The following is a 26582-nucleotide window of genomic DNA, read 5'->3' on the forward strand; positions in this document are numbered from 1 at the left end:
GTAAATTATTTCCCGTTGATCTTATTATTGTCTAAGCCCTAAAACTTCACCATTCGCATCGATGAAACAGAGGGTTTCTGCATCCTCTAAGCCCCGAACGAAAAATCTTATAACACTACCTTCATTGAACTCATAAACCTCTATCGACCAGTCATTAAAATCATCGCCACTTGAGTCGTAGCTACCACCATGGTTCAAACATGCATTGATCCCCCCAAGGTTGGCAAACGAGAGCTGACCTACAGGACTCAGAGAACCCTTATTAACCGAACTGTCATAATTTTTTATCAAAACATTTTTTTCTTCGCTCGAAATATTTAGCTCAGCTTCTGAAGAGTGCACGTGCACACATGTAATTATAAAAAGAAAATTAACAAATAATTTAGTCATTAATGAAATCCACATGACATTATATTTGCACCATCTACTGATCGCGCAAATGAAAAGCTGGCGTTAACGATACAGGTTCTGTTTTGGCTCCATACTCTGCGGTAAATAGATCCTTCGTCAGTGAATACATGATGATCTAACTTTCTCCTAACAGCATTGTTAATATCACCACGAGAAAAAGTATTTCCACTTGGGTGTGTATGCCACGTAGCCGACAATTTTGCGCCACTAGGAAGATTAACCGAAGATTTCTTACCAAGGTCGACCACGCTCGTATACCCGCCTGTAGGTGCGTTTAGTTCGTAACCCACTATTGGCCTCGTATAACCTAGCCCACCAGAATCGCCGAATATCCACCCACCAACCTCAAGCCCAGTGGCTTCAGTTATCGCGGTCATATGTGGCTCCAAATATTCGACTAGGTCATCCATTGCGTTAGATCCTGCGAATCGCTGGTCAACACTTAAGACCCCCTCATTATACAAATTGTCAATCATGGATTCCGCCATGGTTTGGCGTCTCTTTAAGTCTTTAGGGTCTACTTGCCCACGATTTAACTTTCCACTTCCTTCCGGCTTATTCGGTAAATTTGAAGCTTCGATGGCCATAAAAAACGCAGCATACGCCGCCGCATTCCCAAACTTACCACCAGTCGCTCGGGAAACCGTACCCGCAATTGTAATCCGAACCGCAGCCCGACCTGCATTGGCCCAACCACCTCCGGATTGCAACTTGAGTCCTTTACTTGCACCAACCGCGGCGCCAATACCGGCACTAACAAAGCCGTGGCCGAATTTGCCGCCCTGAAGTACGCTGGTGATACCGCCGACAACACCAGAGGCAAAAACTTTCATCGGAACGCTACCAATCTCTATTCCCATAAAATTACCCTGGCCGATACCCGCAAAGGCCGCTGCTGATACCCCTTGTATAACCCCGGCCTTGAGCGCGTCTTTGAAGCTGGCGCCTTGCGACATGGCATCCAGGAAGCCGGCGGCCCCCATCACCACACCGACTATCCAGGCTGTAGTGATTTCAGCAGCAGCCAGATAGACTGCGGCCGCAAGGGTAAAGACAAAGTACCCGCTGGGATCCGTCGCATTCAACGGGTTGTTCCGCACGTAGCTGTAGCGATTGTACATCTGCGTGTCGGAAGCGGCCTGTACGAACGGATCCGCCTGCAGGAACCGCCCCAGTCTCGCATCGTATATCCGCCCGTTCATATGGATCAGCCCCACCTGATCCAGCATTTCATGGCCGGTGTAGCCGCGGGTGGTTATGTCGCTGTTGAAGCTGGTGAGTTCCGAAGCGATCAATGCTTCCCAACTCTGGGCGTTGCGGCGCTGGCCCCAGCCGTCGAATGACATGGCCTGTACTACGCTGCCGCTGGCATCGGTGATGACATCCACCGAGCCCAGGTGATCCTTGTGCAGGTAGCGGTTTTGGCGCTCGCCGCCAGCGATAGTGACCACGGCACCGCCGGGCAGGTAGCGTTTGAGGGTTTTGGAGCCGTCCGGGTTGGTGATCTTTTCTACGTTGCCGAGGTAGCGGGTTTCGGTGCGTTTATTGCTGCTGTCGATGTCCACTCTCAGGTAGCGGCTGCGATCCGGCCCGTATTGGAACTCGGTGGTGTGGCCGTCTTTTTCGATGCGCAGCAGTTTGTCGAAGGTGCTGTAGTGCAGGCTTCGGCCACCGCCGCTGATCATGTTGCCATTGGCGTCGTAGTTGTACTGGGTGGCCTCTCCCATGTCATCCACGGTGGCACACAGGGCGTGAGGGCCGGCGGCTTGTTCACATTCGCTGTCGTCCGCGTAGTAATAATCCCCCACGTCGGATTTGTAGGTGATATTGCCAAAGCCGTCGTAATTCAGCGTCTGCGCGGTTCTGCCGGTGACCTGGGCACTCTTCAGTCGGTTTAGACCGTCGTACTCGAAGTCTTCGAACAGGTCCTTGCCGCCGCTCTGGTCTTTGCGCCAGTCCAGATTGCCGAGGTTGTCCCACTGGTAGGTGAGATCCTGGATCTGGGTGATGCCGAGGATGGAGGCGGTCTGGTATTCCAGGCGACCGGTGCCGGGGTTGTACTCGCGGGTAGTGACTACACCGTTGCCCTGGCGGGATTCGGTGACGTTGCCGCGCTCGTCCATGGCGAGCACGGTGTAGTAGGTTTCCGCGCTGGCCTGGTTGATGTTTTCCGCGTCCTGCACGGCGACTAGATAACCGTACTGGTTGTACTCGTTTTCCGTGGCGTTGGAGCGCCAGGTGCCATCACCGGCGGCGTCGAACTGCTGGAGCACACGACCGTACTGGTCGTAGGTGGTTCTGGTCCAGTGGTCATCACCCTCGGCCAGACTTGTAAGCAACAGGTTCTGGCGACCGAGCTGGTCGTAGCCGGGGATCTGGGCATAGCCGGATTCAAGGTCAATCACACCAGACAGCGCACCCGGCGGGATGTCGTCCTGCGTGTTAGCGCTGTTGTTGAAAGTCCAGACGGTTTCACCTTCTTTATTGCCGTCGGCATCGTAGTCGATGCGCAGCGTCTGCCGCCCCAGATTGTCATACTGATTGACCACCTGTTGACCTTTGGCATCTTGCTGCCACACCAATTCACCAAAGCCGTTGTAGCGGTACTCCCAGTGTTTACCATCCCAACCGCCCTTGTCCGGATCCTGCATCCAGATTTTGCGACCGAGGAGGTCATAGCGCATTTCCGTTACCGGGTTCAGGCTGCTGTCGGCGGCGGTGCGGCTGACAAAGCGGAGGTTGCCCTGGGCGTCGTAGCGGTAGCTGATCTCACCATCCAGGTGGTCGGTAACCAAAGTGAGTTCACCCTTGGCGTTCTTGACCTCGGTTTTGGTATGGCCTTCGGGGTTGGTGGTGACGGTGGTGTAGCCGCTGTAGGCCATGTGCACATCGTAGCCGGTACCGTTATTGCTAACGGTGCCGGGCAGATCGGTGCCAACGACGCGGCCGAGAATGTCGTAGGACATTACCGTCCAGTGCTGAGCGCTGCCGGCGGTTCCACTGTAGGGTTCGGATTTTCGGTATACGCGACCGAGTTTGTCGTATTCGGTATCGGCGAATACCCAGTTACCGTCGAAGCCACGGGTGGCACTGCGGGTGGTGCGCGCCAGCACATCGAAGCAGGTGAAGGATTCACCGCCACCGGCGGAGCGCACGGTTTGCTGATACGCACTGCCCGCCGGGCAGTGGCTAGACGGGGCGGCCAACAAGGTAATGCTGTGGGCGCCGGTTGGGCTGTATTCCAGCACCTTGCGGCCAAAGGCATCGTAGCGGATTTGACTCTCGTTCCCCGCCATATCCTCGGCCGCAGTGGGCAGCCCCAGTTCGTTGCGCGCAGTAACCGTACTTACAATCTGGTTGTAGGCGTTTAGCTCCTGCTCCACATAGCGCCCTGTACCGTCCTCGTAAATCCAACGACTGGCACGTGCCTCCGCGACATCACCGGCACGCTGCTCTACAAGTACCTTGTTGCCGTAACTGTCGTAGTCGTAGCGTGTGGTCAAGGTCAAATTGGGTGCGGGATTGCCTTCTTTATCTTTGGCGTCTGGCTCTACGGTCTCAGTTTCCAGCAGACCCGCCTTGCCGCCGTTCTGGTAGTAGGTGAATGCACTGGTACGGGTTGCCTTGTCGGTTTCAGCGTTTTCCGTGCGCTCATGTACAACCACCGCCCGCGTGAGGCGACCCAACTCGGCATAGCCGGAAAGCGTGTAATCCGGGTTGGCGAAGTTGACACTTTCACCTTCTCCAAAGGTATTAACCGTGTGGGTAGTAAAAATATCGCCACCGGCCACCATAGTGGTCAGGATGTCCGTCGCGTTGCCATACTGGTCGAAGGTGTTCACCGTAGTTACGGTTTTCACCGGCTCGGCACCCACCGCGCTCTCCAGCGCCCAGGTTTTTTCGACGCTGGTTTCGAGCCAGGGTTGCAGCGGTCCGAGTTGCGCGCTGCCGTCGTCTTTAGTTGCATCGCCCCAGCCGGACCAGGCACTACCATCGGCTTTACTCAATTTCCAGGTATTGACCGATTCGCTGAGGGTTTTGCCTTCCGCGGTTTTCACCACGGTGCTGACCGGATAGCCCTGGAACGGGAAATCCTGACGGTAGCTGGTAATGGTTTCGACACCCGTCTGCTCGTCGACGGTGCGCAATTCTTCGAAGCCGAGCAGGCCACGGCCACCCGCCTGGATCTTGGCCTGAGCGTAGAAATAGCTGATTTCGCTGGTCGCGTTGATGCCTTCAGGGTCGATGCTGGCGGGCGTGGGCGCGCTACTTGCAACATTAGTGACCACGTACATCGGGGACATCAGTTCCAGAGTGGCGGACAGCTTTCCGAGACCACCTTTATCTGACCAGTCATCGTTCAGCGCACCGTAATACTCTGCGAGGTCTGCCACAGCGTAATCTTGACACCAGACCGCACCAGTAACGCCAGAATTCGGCGCGGACCCACCATACGTCGCGGTTTCACAACGGTTTTGCGTGGTGGTTGTAATGTCACGGCGTGTGTAGTGCCCACTATTGGTTAAGGCGCCATAGGTGATATTCGTATCGGCGCCAATACCGTTGGTGATCTTATCAATCACATTCACTGGCACCCGGAAATCGGTCGCGGGGTATAGAAAGGCACGATCGTTTTCGACCTTAACGTAGTCGCTTACACCATCGCCGTTCATATCGGTAAACAGGTGTAACGCATTTTCGTTACCACCGGTGCTTCGGAACGACTCGGCTTGCGCAAACGTTTTATCGAGACTACGCCAACGCCTTACTTTCAGTCGATGTGCATCTGCGTCATGCCAAACAATATCGGTATCACCGTCGTTGTCGTAATCAAAGTATTGGCGGTGAGCCGGAACTTCTCCCAGTGAGACCGCTTCCTCGAAGCCGGAGCCGGTGTTAATCCGGTAATACCCGGTGGTACCCAGGCGGTAAACGACATCTGGGAGGCCGTCGCCGTTAATATCAACCGCCTCTGCGCTGGAAACAGCACCCAGATAAATGCTGCTTTCATACTCACCTAGCGCACTGGAGATAACAATTGCCACTCCGGCGGAATATTCACAGGTGCCGGTGACAGAGCCACCGGGAAGACACTCAGCGTGCATCATCAGGTTGGCAAGGGGGTCGACTAAACCATCGCCGTTAAAATCCGCCGGCGCACTTGCACTGCGAATAAAGGCGCGCGAAGGGGTTGCCGAGTCACCCATCGGGCTACTCCAGACGACCTGACTCCAGTCAATATCGAATGTGACAGGCTGGCTCTCTCCAAAACGGTAATAGCGATTGGTCGCCGCATCCCCGAGAGGCTCCAGTAAGCGATACTCGCTGCTGGTAACATAATCAACCAGGCCGTCACCATTAATATCGGTGAATTTCGCACTACGGTTGGTCAATTCAGGAAGGTGCGCTGGAACACCATGCAAATACCAGTTGCCCTCTGCATCTGGCTCTGACAAGACCACGCCCCAGTACCCGTTGTCCTCCAGGTAGGCGACAAGATCCGCACGGCCATCTGCGTTGTAGTCAACCATCTGCCATTCATAAGGCCGGTAGGTATTGTCAGGCTCTCGATAGACCGTGCGCTCGATCCCAAACCCGTCCTCTTTGGCAAGAACATACTTGAAAGTCTGGAAGGCTATTTCTCCGGAACCATCGTCGTACCAATCCGGCTCCAACCAAATAAGATCCATTTGACCATCGCCGTTGATATCTGCAGGGCGAGTACCTATTGCTGCACGGTCTTGCTGAGTGCTGAGTGTCACTATATCTGCAGGTGAACCAGCAAAGCTTCCCGGTACCGGCAAACGCCAATTAAACACCGTATCTGGCTGACAGAGATCACCGACACACTGTCGAATACGTTCCAGGCGGCTCAGAGTGTCCGCGGAATACGTTTTGTACCCCAGTTCGTATCGTCGTATCTCTGTTGAATTGTTGTATACATGTACTTTTTGAATCCGCTGCGTGGTTTCTAAGAATTCACCAGCAACAAACCCACTGATGGAGTCTGCACGGCTCTGATAATCGAAAAGCACTGACGCAGCATATCCACTATCTCTGCTTCCCTCAGTATTTACATAGGCATAACGAATTTCGTCTATCTTTTGGCCGCCGATGTTCTGATAAATGAATTCAATACGGTTGCGTGCACTGTCCTCAAACCTGTTGATCGCCCAGGTGAGCGTTCCTTGCGCGGTTGTTTGCTTTGCATCCTCGGTGGCACCAAAGTAGCTGATTGAGCCGTCCTTGCGCTCCACGGTAAAGAACATCCCGTTCTGATTGTTGCGCAGCTGGATTAGCGCAAAGCTATCTATCTCCGTGCGATAGAGGCTGCCGATTGCACCGTATTCACCCTCAACCACAAGCAGGCGCTGGCCATCGAGGCAGAAGCGATCTTCATCACTCCAAGTGATTGGGCGGGCCTGACCGTCCTGACCGAGTGTCTGGCGGCAGCGGGTGATCGCGGACAGTCCGCTCAACGCCCAGCCGTGGCCCAAAAGCCCATTGCCACTCTGGCTGGAATAGTTAATGGATAGTTGTGGCGCTACACCCGCCGTACCAGCAGGCAGACTCAGCGGTATCTGATAGCTGGCCGCGCCGGATTCACTCACCCGGAATTCACCAGGCAGGCTGCCAATCTGTCCGGAAATATCGATCTCCCCCGTATCCACGGTGGGCATCGGCGCGGGCTCGGGTGCTTTAACGGTGGCGCCGTAGTTGCACAGGTTCGCACAGGGGTCGAGGTTGGCCAAAAAGGCTTGCTGGTTACTAATACCGTCGCCATCCGCATCGGTATCGCCGCTTTCACTATCCGTGCTGCCGAAGAACTGAATCTCCCAGAAATCCGGCAGGCCATCCTCGTCGCAGTCGCGGGTGTACTCATCGCCCTCATCGCAACTGAATACCGCCCAGCTGTAATCCTGGGCATAGAAGTAATCGAAGCTGCGGCGCAGGGAGACGTTCGTGGCTCCGGCGTATTCCATCGATTGCGAGAAAAGCACGGCTGCTTGCGCACGAGTCATGCCACCCGTCATGGCATCGACCAAGCCGTTCCGCGTATAGGTTTGCCCGGCGTAGGTAAGCGCCGGTTGACCCAACCCGGGGAAAGCGCGTGCGTAAAGCTTGTCGATAAAGCCTTCGCTGGTAAGTGATTGTATGGAAGGGAAGTTCACCTTGCCGGTGTCGGACTGCAGGAAGGCAACCGCCACCTCCTGCGGATTCGCCCCCTTAACCAGCGCGTAGGTCCAAAATGTAAGAACATCACGCGAAAGGTTGAGTGGCGGCTGCAACAACAGGCGATACAGCCGGGCTACGGTTTGATATTGCGGGAGCTGGCTTTCATTGGGCTGCCAGTTTTCATCGTCTAGTTTCTCCCGCAGCAGTGAGTCATCAGCACTCTCCCAGACAAGCTGGTCCGGCCCCAGATCCCCACGACCAAGCGCATAGACCTGGCTGCTGGCGACGGTAGTGAAATACAGAGTGCCATTCCCGGCCAGTACTGGCGTTTCGGCAATACCAGCCCCAGCGGGATAGGTCCACTGGACTGCACCGTTCTGCGCTTGCACGGCGTAAAGCACACCGTCCATGGAACCCTGATAAATAATGCGGTTCTCATCGAGAACGGCCGATGCCAGCAGATCCCCCCCCGTCGTCACGTGCCACTGCTTCAGGCCGAGTGAATTCAAGGCATAGAGCTTGTCGTCCAGAGAGCCGACATAGATGTTGCCGTTCACAGAGTCGATCACGGGCGTCGCTTTGATCAGATCGCCGGTAGCAAAAGGCCATCCAGAAGCGATGGACCCGTCCTCAGGATTCAGCGCGTAGACGTTATTACCCGAGCCTACGTAGATCGTGCCATCCGCGCCGACCGCGGGTGCAGAATCAATATGGCTAATGCGTTCCACGGCCTCACTGCCGTAAGCATCGATACCCGCGCGTGCACCGTTGGCATTCTCCACGGAGACATGCACACCCTCGGAGAAGAGCGCCTCAGACATCGCTGCGTTAAGCGTCAGTTGCGCATAGGTGGCCGGGTCCTGTTCGGTGCCTTCACGCACCGGCGCTTTCCAGCTAATTTCCGCGCTGGTCAAAGTCTGCTGATTACCGTTGCGACGGTCGGTAAGGGTGACGAGTGTATTGGGATCCAAGCCACCGCCAATGATCAGCAGGCAGTTGTTGTCGCACCCCGGAGTTGCATTCATCACGATAGGTTGCAACACCTCGATAGTGATAATTTCCGCGGTTTCGTTGCAGCCTTTGTTGTTACACGCAGTGACACGATAGCTATAACTACCCGGCGCCTTATCTTGAATATCAAATGTCGTTTCAAGACCACTTTGAGACAGGGATTCCCAGGCGTACTCGGAATCCAGACCACCGATTTTTTCTTCGACTTTGTAGTTTAGCGGTAACGGAAAGTTCTCTACCGCATCCCACAGAAGGCTGTAGTTGCCGGTAAAGTCGTAGCCCTCAGGATCCGAGGTTGCACGCAGGTTTTCCGGGGCCTGGGGCACAATCGTTTCCACCGTCACTGGGAAAACCGTGCTGGGGTCGCCACAACCCGATTCATTACACGCTCGTACCCGGTAGTGATAGCGACCATGGGACTGATTTGGGCGCAACCAGGATAGGCCACTCACGCTGATTGAACAGTAGTCCGACTCATCATCGTATTGTTCAGGGCAGGCGCCACCACTGACTCCCTCTTCGCGCTCCTCCAATACATACCCATCGGTGGCGCCTTCGACCTCCGGCCAGGAAACGGTGTAGTAACCCGAAGTATTTACCGGAAATGGTGCGGGTAAGTCGTCGATCAATACTTGTGTTGGCGGATCTGGCGGCAAAGAGGGATTAACAGTTACCGTTTGTTGCCCAGAGGTTTTGAGACCACCTTCGTTATCCTTCGCCTGTGCATAGATGGTGAATTCACCGGCGGTGTTTGCCGGCCAATTATACTGGTAGGGCGAGCTGGAGAGATGGGCAACCTCCGAATTAACGAAGATCTTTACCCATTCAATGGATCCGTCCGGGTCACTGGCGGATGCCTGCAGGTTCAGCGAATCAAATTGTTCAACGGATTCCGGAAGGGCCGGCAAGGAAACGGTCGGCAACTGGTTTTCCGCAATATTCACATCAATGGAGCGAGTGGTGGTATTGCCCCACTTATTTTCCATTTTTGCGACAAGTTCGACATTGCCGAGCGACGCGGCAGTCCAGTTAGCATTCCAACAGTCACAAGCGTCATCATAGTTGACAGGAAGATTGAGGGGTTGGTCGCTACCGCTTACTCGTCGGTAAAAGCCGACAGAAGAAATGCCCTGACTGCCGTTGTTTCCAATTCTAAGAGTTTGGTTTTGCTGGTAACGAATCATGGCTCCATCCGCCGGCGCCAACCAGGAAAAGCTCGGCGTGGGAGGAACTTGAACATTGACTGTTAAAATTTCAGCAGTCGTGGGAACATCACTGCACTCGAGGGCGTTACAGGCGAATACGCGATACGAATAACTGGCTCCGGCCTCTCTGTCGTTCGCCGTATAGCTGAGACTCATTCCTTTTTGTGCGTAGCAATAGCCGTGGACGCTGCCTTTCTGGTTGAAGCACCAATTACCCTGGCCTTTTCTCTCCTGAATTAAATAATAATCGTAGTCGCCAACGGTCGGCGCCGCCCACTGGGCGTTATAGCTGCCGTCATATGGGTCTTCTCTATTAGTAACGCTTAGATTTCTAGGCTTACCTGGCTTTTCAGGCTTATTTACAACGACTGATATTATTGCGGTTTCTATTTGGTCCTGAACCATCCCGTTCATCGCGCAAGGACCGATATCACAATACCTGTTTATCTTTGCATAGTATTCATAGGTTCCATTGGAGCGCGCCGCCTCACCGTCGAGAGGAATAGTGATCGTGTATTCACCGTTAAAGTCGCCCTCCGGAATACTCCAGTACAGCGCCCCACTATATGCGATATTTTTCCAATCTTCGCCAGAGCCAACTTTTCGCTCGTATATTCTATATGCGTTCCAGGCCTTCCCGGCAAGAGTAATAGGTCCAGAGTAAACAGTAACTGAATACTCACCGTCGATGCTTTCCAGGCCATCACTAATCGATATCGTCTGAGAATATGCTGCCACTAAAGGAGCAAACAGTATCACCAAGAATACAATCACTAACTTACAAAAATAATGAGAGAACTTATCCATTTCTTCAATGACCACAATTATATTTTTGGCGACAGCATCTACTTTTCACTGCCTTAGCTTACTAACTACTCTTGTAGGAACTTAATTATTTAAGGACTTGCTCCAAAGCAGCCTCCCTACTTCAACTTCAGAGCGAGAATCTAAAGCAAAAATTTTATTATCTTCTGTATTTACAATTAATTTCTCTCCAGACAACGCCGGAACGGAAGCTATTTTTCCATTGTCTGGTAGCCGATACACCCAAAGTGGAATTCCAGTATCAATATCGAGCGCATATATTTCCCCACTGAATGTCGCGACGAACGCAATTGTTCGTTCTTGATTAATAAGTGGGCCCGCAACAACAGCACCTTCTGTGTCAAAACTCCAAACGAGTTGCTTCCCAGAATTGAATGCGTAAACACGACCCTTGTTGTCGGCAGAGGCGCTACCGCTCAAATTCGCCCCAAAAATGACGAGATCCCCTCCAATGGCGGCCTTGCCCATAACCACCCCAACATCGTCTAAAGTCCACTCCACCTGACCGCTGGAATTCACCTTGTAAAAATTGCCATCGAAGGCGCCCACATATGCACTGCCGTCTTCCGCTACCGCGAGAGAAGTGGCAATTTTTTCTTGAACAGGGATGTCTGGCGCCGTCCACATTGGCGGCGGTGGTGGTAAATCCAGGGTTATGGTCAGCTCCTGACTACTTTCACCTCCGGGACCTGTCGCAACGAGCGTATAGCGGGTGGTGATTTTCGGGTTTACCGCGAGGGTTCCCTCGCTTGCGAGATCAGTCTCTACCTCTTCCTGTAAATCGTTGCCAATCGAGACGGTACTGGCTCCCTTTACCTGCCAACGCAACTCTACCTGTTGCTCTTTGTGATCCATCACGGTGGGAGACGCCGAGAAGGTTTCGATCAGTACGGGTGGAAAACTGGTTTCATCTTCGGGGTTGCTGCCGGAGGCGATCTCTTCCGCATCGCTTATCCCATCATCGTCGCTATCCAATTGATTCAGGGCACAACCGTTTTCATCAACGCTCTGTGAGGTAGCGGTCTGTGGGCAGTGATCCAGATAATTGGCCACTTCATCTTTGTCGGTGTCGATCCCGGTAACAAGGGATACCTGAGCAGAGTTGCCAGCGCTGTCATTTATACTCGCGGTGATAACAACTTCTGCATCGACGGGCAGCGGTTGCGGGAAGCCGCAAGTTGCTATATTCCCAGCGATCGTGCATTCAGCGGTGTTTTCGCCGTTAGCGGTAATAACGAGAGATGCGCCATCAACTTGAATATTGTCGGAAAGAAGAAGCTGTACCACGGGATGAGCGTCGGCAAGGAACGCGCCACTGTGCGGCGAAATAAAACTGATCTCGGGTACTGTGGTATCCAGGTTGATGGTTTCCCGGGCTTCCGCACTGTTACCCGCGACATCGTAAACGGTGGCCAACACTTCGCCCCCTTCACCCTCGCCGGTTACGGTGACGGCTTCCGGGCAGCTGACTACCCCGCTCAGGTCGTCTAAGCACTGATAACTGACGGTCACCGGTTCGCGGTACCAGCCCGAAGTGCCGGGGGATGCCGACAATTGCGAAATAATTTGCGGAGGCGTTTTATCGATGCGGACTTGGGTTTCCACGGAAGCGCTATTTCCGGCCAGGTCGACTGCCTGTACGCTCACGACGTGATTGTCACCTTCGCTCGCAAGTAAAACCGCTTCAGGGCACTCGGAAATGCCACTGAGTGCATCAGCACATGCAAACTGGACCAAGACATCGCTGTCATTCCAACCGCTTGCATTCGCGGGTGGGACCAACGTCGATTGCAGCTCGGGCGCGGACCAGTCGAGACTGATCAGCGCTTCGTATTCAGCGGTATTTCCGGCCCGATCCACTGCGGTGCCGATAATTTCCTGGTTGGCGCCTTCCGTCTCAACCAGAACCGGTTGACTGCAACTCTCGATACCACTCAGATCATCACTACACGTATAACTGATGGTAGGACTACTGCTGTACCAGCCGTTTTCATTAGGGGGGAAATCAACGGCTCCGGAAATTTCGGGGGGGACTTCGTCGTAACCAACAATCTCGATGCTCAGCCCGCGGTTCTCGAAGTCATTGATTTCGATAATCAGCGTATTGTTGATGGCGAGGGTGACGGGTTTTTCAATTAGGGGGGAGGATTGCTGAAGATCAGAAACGGATACTACAACCTGCCCGTTCAGCAGTATTCGGCTGGCATTCTCTACCGGAGCCCCATCTACGCCATTGTGGACACGCAGCAAATATTGCTCTTGCGGGGCGTTGAACTGGAATTCACGGATTTCATGCACCGGAACTCCTGCGTTTCGGGCAAAAACCTCGTTATCAAATACCGTGAACTCGCCAGCTACAGACTCAACGGAAGCGGTCAAGCACAGCAGAACAGAAATACCAGAACTGCCAACCCACGCCGCGGACTTCCTTCCCTTGGATAATAAATTCCACATACTTCCCCCAAAAATGCGACCGGTTAACAACTCGCTAACCAACGTAGTCAACGGGGGTTACTTTCCCCCCAAATTTTATTGCGGGGATGTGAACACAATCACGATTTTCGCGACAACAGAAAAAATGGCGCCAGGTTGATTTTGGTGCCATATAATCTAAAAAATGTGAACTTAAGCGAGAAAAGTTTCTTGCGATACTTTTTTGGTCGCTAGATCGAGTTTTTGTTTACTTTCGATGAATGAAATTTATGAGATGGTGAATTTCGTTCTTTAGCTGCAACAGAGCCGGCCGTGATTCAACTATCCGGTGCAGCTTGGATTCATGCACCAGCGAGCTACTGGGCACATTGCAAACGGTTATGGAGGGCTTGATAGCACGTTCTCTGGCGCGGCGTAGTAGGGCGAACTGGAGTGCTAAATGCCATCATTGATGATGCCATTCAGCGATGCGAACAGTATCAGTCAAAGTTAGGCCGAAAAAAGCCTGTTTTTCATTACGTTACGATTTATAAAAATAGTCACAACCGTATTGACCAAACCTTGCTTCCTAACACTGACCAAATTATGGGTGCATGAATACTGCCCTGCGCGCTTACCATCTATCTCGCCCACGCAAATTAAGGTTACTATCTCTCGAAAGTATCCAAAGACACAGGGGAGCCAGCCCAATGGCCGAGCACAAAATCTTCTCCATGCCCTTCGCCAAGGTCTACCCCATGTACGTCCAGAAAGCCGAACGCAAGGGGCGCACCAAGGCGGAGGTGGATGAGATTATCTGCTGGCTGACCGGTTACGACACCGCTGGTCTGCAGCAACAGGTCGATCAGGAAAATGATTTCAAAACCTTCTTCGCCGAGGCGCCGGCAATGCATCCGAATATTGCGCTAATCAAGGGCGTGGTCTGCGGCGTTCGGGTAGAGGAGGTAGAGGATCCACTGATGCGGAAAATCCGCTACCTGGACAAGCTGATTGATGAGCTCGCCAAAGGCAAGGCGATGGAAAAAATCCTGCGCCGCTAGGCCGGCACAGGATTTTCAGGTTACCCGCTTACTGCTACAGCAAGCGGTTTACAGCGGGCGTGCAACCAGCGCCAGTTCCGCATCCTGCTGCAGCACGGCCCACCACTGGTTCGGCGCCGCCGGGTCGATGCCCACCAGGGGCTGCTCTTCACAACCCGCGACACGCTCCGGTGCGCTGTCGAGGAAGCTGTCCTGCCAGGAAGCCTCCACTACACACATGGGCTCGGCCAGGGGCAACCATTCGGTGCCAGTGCGCATGGACAGGATCAGGCTTTCATCGGCAGTTTCCGGGCCGGTGAAAGCCAGCACATAGCGGTCGGATACGGCAGTGCCGAGATCCCAGGACTTGCTGGCGGTTTCCGGCAGTACCACCGGAGGCTTCTCACCACCATCGGGGCGGCTCATGGGCAGTCCGCTGTCCACTTCGATATCTTTCAATACCCCGTAATCGTCCTGGTAGATCCCGGTCTGATTCTGCGTGCCGCTGACGATCAGGATGTCCGAAACCGTTTCGTCCGTGGCGACCAGCCAGCTCAGAGTGACATGTTCTTTCAGGTCGATGGTGGTTTCCGCAATGATCAGCTCGTCATTTTCGTAGTCCGGCGCGGCGCGCAGCGGGCTATTCAGATTGGGGGTCCAGTTTTCGTGATACTGGTACAGCCACTGATAGGCAAGGCGCATCAGATCGTTGAGAGATTCCGCACGCGACAATCCCGGCGTAAAACCCATATCCCGGGTGCGGGTGTCGGTGCGGTTGAAGGTCTGATTGCGGCCACCCATCAACTTCGCATAACCACCCTGCGGCGCCAGACACTCATTGGTGCGGTACTCCGGCTGGAGCACCATTGCAGATCGCGTCCCCTCGGGAATCGCGTCCGGATAGATGACGGTCTCACAGCGATCGGTGCTGCGAGAGAACCGATCCCCCAGTTTCCAGTCTGCGTCAAAGGCGTAAGACGCGTCATTACTCTTGGCGGTATGTGGCGCATAGTAAGATACGTAATCTACCCGCGGCCCCTGGAAAGTGAGGATGGAAGAGTTTACATCGTAAGCCTCGGAACCACTGGAATAGGTCGCGTTTTTCTGGGACACGATCATCTGTACCAGATCGCGCTCACCATAGCGGAATTCATAGCCTTTGTACGACGCGTTACCAGCCATGATCTGCGTATATACGTCCATACGGTAATTACCGCTGGCAGGGGTCGAGCTGGACGGCAGGGTGTTGAGTGCAGTCTTGGCAGAAATCAGCGAGCGCTGGTATTGGTGCTCGTGCCCCTGCACATAAATCACATCGTGATCGGCAAAAAACTCGCGGATCTGAGGCTGCACCTGATAGACCCAGTTATCGTCTTTGGTGCCCTCGACAATCTGCTCGCGGGTTTGCCCATACTTGGCACCAATCAGGCCATCGTGGCTGGCAACGACAATGTGATCTACATTTTCCCGCTGCGTATAGACCACCTGTTTGATCCACTCAAACGCGATCGGCAGGTTGTAATAGGCGAGACCAATGACCAGTACATTCTCACGTACTACATAATAGTTAACCCATTCGTACCCGGGCATATGCACCGCATCGGCCGGAATGAAATCGCGCATGTTCTCGATCCATTCGACGGTATAGGCATAGCTGGTTTCGTGATTTCCCATTACCGGTAGGAACTCGACGCCCTGCTCCGCATATTCGTCGGCGATGGAGCGCCACTCTGCAAATTCGATTTCAGAACCGTGGTCTGTGAGATCACCGAGCGCGAGCACCATATCCACACCATTCGCTTTCTGGTGCTTCAAAACTTCACTCATCGGGTGCATCGACACATGCGCCTGACCTTCACTATCGGTTCCACCCTGAGTGTCCGGCAATAGACCTATGCGGAATACCGGTGCCGGCGTAGTCTCTTGTTCTGCCGATTCCTCGTCATCGGGCTCGGCCTCATTCTCCGGTTGCTCATTGACCTCTTCAGGAATAATCGGCGCGGTAGAATTGCCACTGTCCGAGTCGCAACCGGACAGCAGATTGGTAAAGAGCACCACCAGCACCATTGCCGGCAGGGCAATTTTTGATTTCAACACGTTAACCCCCACTTGGTTTCAAATTATTAGCATCTCGGGAAGCGCAGGCTTCCGAGTAGATCGCGCCGTATTGAATCCGATTAAGGTGAAGATTTGGCTTCCGTTAGATGAATTTTTTTAATAACAATCTGGACAACTTCATACAGATTGAAGCGAAAAACCATGTTAATGCCCGGCAGATAAACTAATTTACCGGTCGCTCCCGTTGCATGAGTGTCACAAGCGCGATCAGGGTAATCACGAGTGGAGGAAAGGAGGTCCACAGAACGGTATCCCAGCCATAGGTACTGAGGATTCCTCCCGAGGCGAATGAGCCCAGAGCCATCAGACTGAATACAATAAAATCATTCACCGACTGGACACGTGTTTTCTCCGCATCGGTATGGCATTGCAGCACCAGTGCCGAGGCACCCAGAAAACCGAAATTCCAGCCAAGTCCGAGCAAGATCAGTGTCCACCAGAAATGGGATACATTCATTCCGCCAAGCCCGACCGCCGCGGAAATTCCAATCAGCACCAACCCGACCAGCATCACCCGCTCGGCCCCAAAGCGCGCGATCACTTTGCCGGTAAAAAAGCTCGGCGCGAACATAGCGATAACATGCCACTGCAGGCCAAGATTTGACGATTCGGTAGAGTGTCCATGCATATGCATCGCAAGAGGCGCCGCGGTCATCAGGAAGTTCATCAGGGTGTAAGAGATGGCACCACAGGCGATTGCCGCGATAAATTTCGGCTGCTTCAGAATAATCCACAGCGGTCGCCCACCACGGCGCACCCGGTCATCTGGTCGCGGCAGTTGCACACCGAGAAGAATGATCGCGCACAGGGCTGCGACACCGGCCTGCGCGTAAAAAGTAGCGATATACATTGGTTCAGGAACCAGATGCATGGTCCAGTTGACCAGCTGCGGTCCAACCACCCCCGCAGCCACGCCGCCGGCCATCACCAGCGAAAGCGCCTGCGCCTTGCGCGCGGGTGCCACACCGTCAGCGGCGGCAAACCGGAATGAGAGCACCACCGCGGCATAGGCACCACCCAGCAGAGTGGAAAGGCAGTACAACCAGAATCCAGTGACCCCACCGGCCATAACGGCAACCACCGCCACCAGGCCAGCCAGTACCCCGGCACCGGAGCCCGTGAGAAATGCCGCGCGGCGCCCATAACGCCCGGCAATAGCGCCGGCCGGCAGGGTGCACAGCGTCATGCCGATAACAAACAGCGTCAGCGGTAGAGTGGCAAGAATGGGAGCTGGCGCCAGGGTGTAGCCAACAATTCCGCCGACAGCGTAGGGCACAATCGAATTGGCTCCGGCGAGGGCCTGAGCAATGGCCAGTCGCCAGGTATTACTGCGTTGAACCCGCGCGCTCGCGAGCGGAGCTGCTTCATCAGTTGCCGAACTCGCGGTTTGCATCATGGGCTCTCAATACAGGTCTCTCGAAGGGTGGGGCCGATCACCGGTAGTTACTGGAAGCGCTCACGCAAAACCGCTTTCAATTTCGCCGGGGGTATGGTCAGTTCAATCTCACCCATGGAATAGGGTGCCAGCGTATACACTCCGTAGCGCAAAACCAGGCCATCGTTGGTCAGACGAAAATCCTCCGTACGACTAAATGGCCAATTCTGCCGGAAGTCTTCATTTACCTGCTGTGATTTCAGCCATTCATCATGTGCGGCTTCCGCCAACTTCCAGAAAGCGTCTTCCTGGCCAGGCACCAGCACATCATTCAGCGCCAGTTGCGACTCGTTTGCGAGATCCCAGTTCAGCCAGCGACTGACGGGCATGCCGTGGGCGCCGCCGGTATAGAGGTAACTGTCAATCTCAATGGTCACCACATCGTCGCGACGCGAAAGTTTCTTCGCATTGCCGGTCAGCTGCCATTGGGCTGCGGATGGAATGGTGACGGCGGCGGCATCGTCAAGGAATTTTTGCGCCACCTTTTCCAGGGAATCCAGCGGCGCCTCGGACGATTCACCAAAGCCCTGCAGCTGGGTAAGCATCTGACGGTAGACCGCATCGTTCAGTGATGCCTGATCCGAAAATACTTCCCTCTGAATTGCCACAGACGCGCATTTATCTGGCGACGCACAATTGGGCTCAAACATTTCCAGCGATTCCACCTGGGACGCCAGTGTGGCTGGCGCACGAGACTTGTCCCGCTCTTTCCCCTGCTCGCAGCCACCCAGGATGAGAGCCAGGGTAAGCGCCATAATCAACGTCCCGCGAGCGCGCGCTTTCAGCGGCAGACATTCATACAACATACATTCTCCGTGCTGGTGTGATGAGGGAAGTCTGCAATGAGCATAAGTAGCCACGCCCTCTCTCGCAAGCGACTTTATCATGTTAAGGTGTGCGGTTAGGTTGGCACGACCAGTCAAAACACAGCAACTCCGGAGCTTTGGCTTGATCACTTTTACCCACAAGAACATCCAGCAAATGGCCGACGGAGGCAGCTTTGCCCGCGGCGAAGACTACTTCGCACGTGGGCGGGTACTTGAGGCCTATTACGACCCGGAAACCGAGACGTTTCATGGGCGGGTCAAGGGATCGGCCCGCTTTGTTTACCGGGTGGAGTTGGATGTTGACCGCGGTCGCCTTGTGGGCCTCTGCTCCTGTCCTGTGGGCCTGAACTGCAAACACGCGGTCGCCACGGCATTGGCGTTACTGGAAGACGACGCGGCTCCGGCTTCCGCGCCCCCCGAAATTCCCGAACAGCCATCCCTTCCAGCCTGGCAACAGTGGCTTGAACAGTTACCCCCGGCACCGCGAAGCGAAGTCCTGCCCCTACTTCATGGGCAACATTATTTGCTTTACGTACTTGAGTTAAATACCCAGGGACAACTACAGCTTTCCACGAAGAAGGGCTACCTGAAGAAAGATGGCAGCTGGAGTCAACTGCGGCCCTTTAATCAGGAGAGTACCCGCCTCGGCTGGAATCGCCCCAGCCATCTGCTGGACGAAGATGTCACCATCCTGCAGCTGTTGCCGCGCATCAACGCCAGTGGCCGCTTGGGATTAGTGGGTGAGGAGGGACGACGCGCGCTTAGCTACCTGCTCGACAGCAACCGATTTTATTTTGAAGATGAACTGATCCGCCGCGCCCCCGCACGGGAACTCCGCTGGCACTGGCGCGAAAATGACGATGGCAGCCAACAGCTGCAGGCGCAACTCGACGGTGCAGATGACGCAAATAACTGGCAACTGTTGCCGGTCAGCCCCCCCTGCTATCTCGACACGGAAAATGCGGCACTTGGGGACATTGCCTCACCATTGCCCACCGGCCAGCTGATTCACTTACTAAACATGCCGGCCGTCTCCGCCGATGACGTTGGCCTGATGTCTGTGGAGCTCCGCCAACGAATCCCACAGCCACAATTGCCGCTTCCCGTCGAGCCAAAGCTCACCCGTATCGACAGTTTTACTCCGCACATTACACTGGTGGGCTGTGACTTTGATCACTACAAACTTCCTGCGCTTAAACTGCACTTCGACTACGGTGGCTTTGCTCTCGCCGCTCCCTACAGTATTGACTATCAGGGTCCGGAAATGACCCGGGAGCAGGATGGAAACTATTTCCATATCGTCCGCGACAGCGAACACGAACATCAGTGTTGCGATCAGATCTATGATCAAGGACTGTATTTGATCCCCGAGCAACTCGGTGGGCAGGAAGAAGTCTGGGTACTCGATGCCACCAAGCCAGAAAAGATATTCGAGCACTGGAGTGCACTGCTGCGCGATCAGATTCCTGAATGGCAGGCCCAGGGTTGGGTAATCGACACCGACCCCAGTTATCGATTTGATATTTCTCGCGCGGAAATATCTGTAGAGCTAACCGATACGGCCAATAACTGGTTTGAGCTCGGTCTGGATCTGACACTGCCCAACGGACAGCAGTGGCCGATTGTTGATCTAATTGAGCAGTGGCTGGAACAGGATGCGCCGGAGCAACTCAGTATTATTGCCGATGGTGACTGGATCAGTGTGGATACCACGCCACTGCAGAGCATTCGCGGCCTACTGCTGGACCTGTTAAAAGAGAAAAAACTCGGCAAGCCCGTACGTCTTCCGGCATTCCAGGCGGCACAGTTTTCAGATATCGAAGACCTCAATCACCGCCACGCTCCCGTCACTCAGAAGCTGATGGAAGACCTGCAGGATTTCTCTGGTCTGCAAGCGGTTCCCATACCGAAACAGCTCAATGCCACCCTGCGGCCCTATCAACAGGATGGCCTCAACTGGCTGGGGTTTCTTCAACGCTATCGCTTTGGTGGTATTCTGGCAGACGATATGGGCCTGGGTAAAACCCTGCAAACCCTGGCGCTTATCCAGCATATGAAAGAGACCGGCGCACTGGACAAGCCTGCTCTGGTTGTAGCGCCCACCAGCCTTACCGGCAACTGGATGCACGAAGCAGCGCAATTCACACCCCACTTAAAAGCCACTCTGATTCACGGCCCAGACCGGGATAGCGCATTTGACCAGATCAAACACAGCGACCTGGTCATCACCACCTATCCTCTGCTGGCAAGAGACCAGGCGCGCTATCGCAACCGGAAATTCAGTCTGCTCACCCTGGACGAGGCCCAGGCCATCAAGAACCCCACCACCAAAATTGCCGAGTGCGTGCGCCTGATCAATAGTGAGACTCGGCTGTGCCTGTCTGGCACACCGCTGGAAAATCATCTGGGGGAGTTGTGGTCACTGATGGACTTCGCCCTGCCGGGGTTACTGGGCGGAAGCAAAACTTTTCAGCAAACGTATCGTACACCTATCGAGTCCCATGGCAATCACGATCGGCAGCAGGAGCTGGCCCGCAAGGTGCGCCCGTTTATGCTGCGAAGGACAAAAGCGGAAGTGGTTTCCGAGCTGCCGCCTAAAACCGAATCCATCCAGTATGTAGAACTGGGCAGTAAACAACGTGCACTCTATGAAAGCGTGCGTATCAGCATGGAGAAACGCATTCGCGACCTGGTGGAGCGCCAAGGCATGGGCAAAAGCCATATCGAGTTTCTCGACGCCCTGCTGAAGCTGCGCCAGACCTGTATCGACCCGCGCCTGGTAAAACTGGAGAAAGCCGCCGGCATCCAGGAAAGTGCCAAGCTCAACTGGCTAGAGGAAAACCTGCCGCAATTACTCGAAGAAGGCCGCAGCATCCTGATCTTCTCGCAGTTCACCCAGGTACTGAAGCTGATCGAAGAGCAGCTGAATACACAGAAGATTGATTACACCAAACTCACCGGCCAGACCCGGAAGCGTCAGCAGGCCATCGACCGTTTCCAGAACGGCGAGGTGCGGGTATTTCTGATCAGCCTCAAGGCCGGCGGTGCCGGCCTCAACCTCACCGCCGCCGATGTGGTGATCCACGTAGACCCCTGGTGGAACCCCGCTGTGGAAAACCAGGCCACCGACCGCGCCCATCGCATCGGTCAGGAGAAGCCGGTATTTGTGTACAAGCTGGTGGCGGAAAATACCGTGGAGGAGCGCATTCACCAGATGCAGCAACAGAAGCAGGCACTGGCGGATGCGTTGTTTGATGCCGCGGGCAGCAGTGCCCTGCCGACAAGCAAAGAGGCGCTGCTGTCACTGCTATCCGGAGACCAATAGAAAGCGTGTTAGAAAGGTGTGCTGGAAAGGCATGCTAGAAAGAAGCACTCAAGCCAATACCAAAAAAGTCGACCTGTGCATACTGATCGATAAATTCCTGCGAGCGCCGCGCATAGTAGGCGCTCCAGCGGTAGCGGCCGATGGGCAGCACCCATCCGGCCTGCCACTCCACCACGTGGGGTTCTTTTTCTACGCTGTGGCTGTCTTTGAATGTATTGCCGTCGAGAAATATATCCTGATGCACCAGCCGCAACTGCACATCGGAATACAGATACCAGCCACCGCCTGAACGCAGGCTGTTTTCCGGGCCGCTGATGTAGGGGGCAAATGCACTTACTCCGAAACTGGAATAGAGGTCCCGTCCCAGGCGCACCCCAGCTGCGGAAATCAGGGAGGTATTCACGTTGCCCAGATGACCGCCGAGGGTACCCGAAATTTCAAACTGCAGGCCATTCTCAGCCACCGTTTCAACGTGCGCCCATTTGCGCGCATAGCTCAACTGCAGTGTGGCTTCGTCGTGCAGCTGGTTGCTCCAGCCGTGAATATCATAGGTGCGAAGCAATTGATGGGTAGAGCGCTGTGCCTGCTCCGCTCCAGACGACGGCCCCACAATACCCAGTGAAAAATCCAAGCGATCAGCGGTGTTTAACGCACCACCGGGAATCAGGTCCACCGCTTGCAGGGCACCACCGAGATACAACCAACCCGCGTAAGGGCGATCGTATTCCAGTAGCTCGGTTTCAAAAATCTCAAAGGGAGTAAAAATCGCCTGGCCGATAAAAAACTGCGCGTTTAATTCGCGGTTTTGATAGCGGCCGGGCAGCAGAGATTGCATCCAGCCGGGAGGGTTATCGGCGGTATAGGAAAGCCTGAGTCCCTGGGTATAGTCGGCGTCGTTGACGCGTCCGAAAGAATCATTTTCCAGCTGCAGAGCAATAGTGCCCGCAGTGGCTGTGGTGCTACCGGCGGCGAGTAAAGCAGCACCCATCCATTGGATACCTGACTGCCACTGCAGCGAAAATCCGTTTCGCGTTTTCTTTTTCACGCATGGATTTTAGGAAAGCGGTGCCGAAGCTCCAGAAACTCGGGTGGATAGATGCGCCGGTCAATAAACCGGTCAGGTGACTGCGATCACCTCACTGGCGCGCTTTCCAAAGCCAGACAATGGCACCACTCAATGAACCGAAAACGGTTCCCAATAAATGGCTGGATACCGCTACTTCTGCACCAATTATCTCCCCGGTGGCAGCACTGGGACCCGCGGTCAATTCCCACGCCACTTTCGCCCAGCAACCGATCAGTAGCAGTGCCCCGGACCAGCGGCGCTGATGCAGATCACTCAGCGCGCCAAAACAGAAGAGTCCGTGCAGAACCCCGGAAAGACCGTAATAGATTTCCACGCCCGGATAGCAGGTCCCCAGCCCAAGGCTGATCAATACGGCCAACAGTGCCGTCAAACCCAGGTACGCGGCGACCGGGCGCCGCCCAAGCAAAGCGCTCTGCCCAAACACAAACCACAGCGCTACCACGGCGGCGCCATTGAGCATCAGGTGCGCGAGGTTCGTATGCACCAGATGCCCGGACAGCAGACGCCACCACTGGCCGGAAGCCAGCAGGGCGCGGTCATACATAAACCAGTCGGGATGCAGGGACTGCAGATACTGCAGCAGAGCGCAGAGTATCAGTATCAGTACAGGGCCGCCGATACTGCCGGCCAGGGTTGCTCGGTCTATCTCAGGTCTCTCCCTTGTGCGCAGACGTTACCTGCGTGGTGTAACAGGTCTGGGCGCACTATGGGTGAAAAGCCATTACTTGGCAATTCCCTCAGCGACCGGCAAATGAGACCGTTTACTCCTCCCCGGAAGCAACGCTGAGATCCATCCGATACACCGCCTCCCCGCGCGGGTTTACTTCCAGCAGTCGCGCCTTCGGCAACTGTGCCGCGATGAATTGCGCTACGCGCTCGGTATCCGGAGCGCGGAAGACGACCTCAAGATTCCCGTTGTCCGCTACCGGTACGAAGGACCAGTTGCCATCCGCGGCCGGGGTAACCGGACTGTTCGCGCGGATATAGTTGGCCAGCACCTGGCGGTTGGTATCCGGAGACTCGATCACAATATGCTCCTCCCCGGTACCGGCAAACATGCCACCGCCCGCGCGATAATTATTGGTGGCAACCAGAAATTGATCGTCAGCCGATACATCCCGTCCCTGGTATTGCAGGTTGACGATGCGCTCACCATCACTCACCTGAACACAGCTGCGGCTGTAACGCGCCGGCTGCGTCACGTCGATCTGGTAGCTTACCCCGTCAATGACATCGAAGTTGAAGCTGGGGAACCCGGCAAAATTCACCAGCTCCTGCCGCGTGCTGGAAGCGGTGTCGATCTGATTGAATTGCGATGCCGCACACTCCAGCCACTGCGTAAGCTCCGCCCCCGATACTTTGACCGCCACCAGCGTATTTGGATACACGTAGAGGTCGGCGGCATTCTTTACTTTTACCGTTCCTTTCGGCACCACCGTAAAGCTGCCCTCCTCCGCACAGATACCATCGCGGTCACACACCTTGAATGGCGCTGCAGCGGAGAGCACCGGCAGGTGCTGCAGGTTCACGTCGCCACGAATCAGCTGTTCCACATACCAGCGCTGTGCGTCATTCACGATCTGAATTGTCGGGTCGTCCTTGACCAGGGCCAGAAAACTGAAAATATCGTCGGTGGATTCACCAATGGGTTGGTTCATGTAGTCGATGGTGGCGCGGTGATCCTGTGACACCAATGTCTGCAGATCTCCATCGGGCTCAACCGCTGGCGCGCCTTCGACAAAGATTGCCGGTGTGGATACAGCACTTCCCGCTACCATCCAGGTATCCGCAGCAATATCGTAATCCAGCACCAGATCAATCACCCCCAGATGACTCCCCCAGTACCCGGGCATGACTGCCGGCACGCCTTTGATGGTACCCGCTTCAATATCAACCCCGGGTACCCCGGCAAACTGCTGCGAGGGGAACAGCAGATGGCTGTGGCCAAACAGGATGGCATCAATCCCCGGCACCTCCGCCAGGTGCCAGCTGCTGTTCGCCTCGAGATTGAGCGCGTCATACACTCGGGTGCTGATGCCGGAGTGGGGAATAGCCACCACGATGTCAGCACCCTGCGCGCGCATTTCCGGCACGAAGCGTTCAGCCATGGCGCGGATATCCCGGGTCTTCACCCGCCCTTCCAGCTTGCTTTTATCCCACTGCATAATCTGCGGCGGAACAAAACCAATAAAGCCGATGGTGATCTGGCGCGCTTTGCCATTGCGGTCCCGCAGGGTTTTCTCGATCAGCCGGTAGGGCTCGAAATACAGGCGATCATTTCCGTCGTCCGTATCTCCATCGTCAACAAAGATATTGGCGCTGATATAGGGGAAGTTTGCATCGTTGACGCTTTCCGCGAGAAATTCCAATCCGTAGTTGAACTCGTGGTTGCCGTAATTGGCCACGTCGTACTGCAGGGCATTCATGACTTTAAAAACCGGGTGCACCTCGCCTTCGGTGATGCCATCCGACTGACGCCAGTCGCCCATGGGGCTGCCCTGAATCAGGTCGCCGTTCTCCACCAACGCGCTGTTCTGTGGATATTCCAGTTCTGCGCGGGCGCGGCGGATCAGGCTGGCCGTGCGCACCAACCCCACCTTGGGATCCTCGGCGTCGCGGTAGTAGTTGTACCCCATCACATGGGCATGGATATCGGTGGTTTCCATCAGGCGCAGATCCACCTGCACTGTTTCACCGTCCACCTCGGAAAATGGCGAGGTGGTACCACTGTGGTTATCACTGCAGCCGGCCAGCAGCGCTATCAGACCGCCACAAAAAGTGCGCCGAAAGGTGTATTTCTTTATGAAGGGATTTAAGAAGTTCATTCTCGCCATTCTTGCAGGTTGCGTAGACCAGAGAATGACAATCCGAAGCGAATTTTTCGCGAACATTTTGTAACGGTTTGATGACACCGGGGGCACGCCCCCGGCTCAGGCTTCAGCCTCCCGTTCATGCACTTCCAGCGCCCTGAGCAGGACGCTGGTGACAACGGAGGTCAAGACTTTTTCAAAACACATACCTGATCACCGTAATAGTTGTCGCTGTAATTGCACTCGCACTCCACGACGGAAGCGGTTAAGAAGACGTTCATACTATTTCTCCCGGACTGTTTAATGAGAACGGGAGAAGAATAGCGCCAGGACCACGTATAGCACAAAGCAAACGAATCTTTGACCCTGATTGCAAATAGCTATGTATGACTCTGAACGGGGAAAGCGCCCATAACCAATCAAGAAATCGACCCCGACCAGGGTCAGACCAGACGAAAGACACTTGAGACACGCCAACGGAGCGCTCTCACACAGAAAACCGGCACTGCGTCCCATGCTGATTGGGAATATCGCGAAAAGTGCACTAAGTACGGTGGATTTACTGCGTTTTACACTACAGTTAAATGGTAACTATCCCGCCCCGGCCCTGCCCGGGGCCTGTATCACGCAGCAGGGAAGAGACGCAGCGTATAACGCAGATTGAGGTCGCCACCATGAATACGCACTTGCCGGTAAAACCCCAGAGTTCCCGTAAATCCGCCATGCTGACTACCCAGCACAAGGCTGAAGTTGCGCGGCAGAGCTCTCCGGCCAAGATCGGCAAAAGCATCGATAACCTCAGCCTTCGGTACCCGAAAGAGCTGGAGCATAGTTTTGTGCTTGGCAACAACTGATCCGGGGCAACATCGCCACCGCGACTCTCCGAATGGGCTGCTATCT

General features: G+C 54.8%; 12 protein-coding genes. 3 read left to right on the top strand and 9 right to left on the bottom strand.

Going from position 1 to position 26582, the window contains the following annotated elements; genetic code table 11:
• Nucleotides 1–24: 24 nt before the first annotated feature.
• The 3 genes from AAFH99_RS00960 to AAFH99_RS00970 all read right to left on the bottom strand — a co-directional run bounded on the left by AAFH99_RS00960 (nt 25) and on the right by AAFH99_RS00970 (nt 13082).
• The gene (locus AAFH99_RS00960; protein ID WP_406828403.1) at nt 25–390 is read right to left on the bottom strand and encodes a hypothetical protein; all 366 of its coding nucleotides are present in this window, start codon (nt 388–390) and stop codon (nt 25–27) included.
• Nucleotides 390–9584: an RHS repeat-associated core domain-containing protein gene (locus AAFH99_RS00965; RefSeq protein WP_406828404.1), complete on the bottom strand. Its 9195-nt coding sequence runs from the start codon at nt 9582–9584 to the stop codon at nt 390–392. The genes AAFH99_RS00960 and AAFH99_RS00965 overlap by 1 nt, the downstream gene beginning before the upstream one ends.
• 1107 nt (nt 9585–10691) lie before the next feature.
• A complete protein-coding gene (locus AAFH99_RS00970; RefSeq protein WP_406828405.1) occupies nt 10692–13082 on the bottom strand; it encodes a PQQ-binding-like beta-propeller repeat protein in 2391 nt (796 codons plus the stop codon).
• Between the two features lie 668 nt (nt 13083–13750).
• On the opposite strand from AAFH99_RS00970, the gene AAFH99_RS00975 reads away from it, so the two are divergent.
• A complete protein-coding gene (locus tag AAFH99_RS00975) occupies nt 13751–14101 on the top strand; it encodes a DUF2200 domain-containing protein (protein WP_406828406.1) in 351 nt (116 codons plus the stop codon).
• A 48-nt stretch (nt 14102–14149) separates the two neighbouring features.
• Here the strand turns inward: AAFH99_RS00975 and AAFH99_RS00980 are convergent, their stop codons facing one another.
• The 3 genes from AAFH99_RS00980 to AAFH99_RS00990 all read right to left on the bottom strand — a co-directional run bounded on the left by AAFH99_RS00980 (nt 14150) and on the right by AAFH99_RS00990 (nt 18439).
• The gene (locus AAFH99_RS00980; RefSeq protein WP_231491879.1) at nt 14150–16177 is read right to left on the bottom strand and encodes a metallophosphoesterase; all 2028 of its coding nucleotides are present in this window, start codon (nt 16175–16177) and stop codon (nt 14150–14152) included.
• Between the two features lie 184 nt (nt 16178–16361).
• The gene (locus tag AAFH99_RS00985) at nt 16362–17594 is read right to left on the bottom strand and encodes an MFS transporter (RefSeq protein ID WP_406828407.1); all 1233 of its coding nucleotides are present in this window, start codon (nt 17592–17594) and stop codon (nt 16362–16364) included.
• A 47-nt stretch (nt 17595–17641) separates the two neighbouring features.
• Nucleotides 17642–18439, bottom strand: a complete 798-nt coding sequence (locus AAFH99_RS00990; RefSeq protein WP_406828408.1) for a DUF3298 domain-containing protein — start codon at nt 18437–18439, stop codon at nt 17642–17644.
• A gap of 142 nt (nt 18440–18581) precedes the next feature.
• Between AAFH99_RS00990 and AAFH99_RS00995 the strand changes: the two genes are divergently transcribed.
• The gene (locus AAFH99_RS00995) at nt 18582–21785 is read left to right on the top strand and encodes an SNF2-related protein (protein ID WP_406828409.1); all 3204 of its coding nucleotides are present in this window, start codon (nt 18582–18584) and stop codon (nt 21783–21785) included.
• A 34-nt stretch (nt 21786–21819) separates the two neighbouring features.
• Here AAFH99_RS00995 and AAFH99_RS01000 read toward each other — a convergent pair whose 3' ends face one another.
• From AAFH99_RS01000 to AAFH99_RS01010, 3 genes are all read right to left on the bottom strand, one after another.
• Nucleotides 21820–22773, bottom strand: a complete 954-nt coding sequence (locus tag AAFH99_RS01000) for a lipid A deacylase LpxR family protein (protein ID WP_043319600.1) — start codon at nt 22771–22773, stop codon at nt 21820–21822.
• Nucleotides 22774–22921: 148 nt separating this feature from the next.
• The gene (rrtA, locus tag AAFH99_RS01005) at nt 22922–23416 is read right to left on the bottom strand and encodes a rhombosortase (protein ID WP_406828410.1); all 495 of its coding nucleotides are present in this window, start codon (nt 23414–23416) and stop codon (nt 22922–22924) included.
• Nucleotides 23417–23633: 217 nt separating this feature from the next.
• Nucleotides 23634–25697, bottom strand: coding sequence for a bifunctional 2',3'-cyclic-nucleotide 2'-phosphodiesterase/3'-nucleotidase (locus AAFH99_RS01010; RefSeq protein ID WP_406828411.1), 2064 nt, complete (start codon nt 25695–25697; stop codon nt 23634–23636).
• Between the two features lie 659 nt (nt 25698–26356).
• Here AAFH99_RS01010 and AAFH99_RS01015 point away from each other — a divergent pair.
• Nucleotides 26357–26536, top strand: a complete 180-nt coding sequence (locus AAFH99_RS01015; RefSeq protein ID WP_043319601.1) for a hypothetical protein — start codon at nt 26357–26359, stop codon at nt 26534–26536.
• Nucleotides 26537–26582 lie beyond the last annotated feature (46 nt).

The organism is Microbulbifer sp. ARAS458-1 (assembly GCF_045348205.1).
Classification (GTDB): domain Bacteria; phylum Pseudomonadota; class Gammaproteobacteria; order Pseudomonadales; family Cellvibrionaceae; genus Microbulbifer.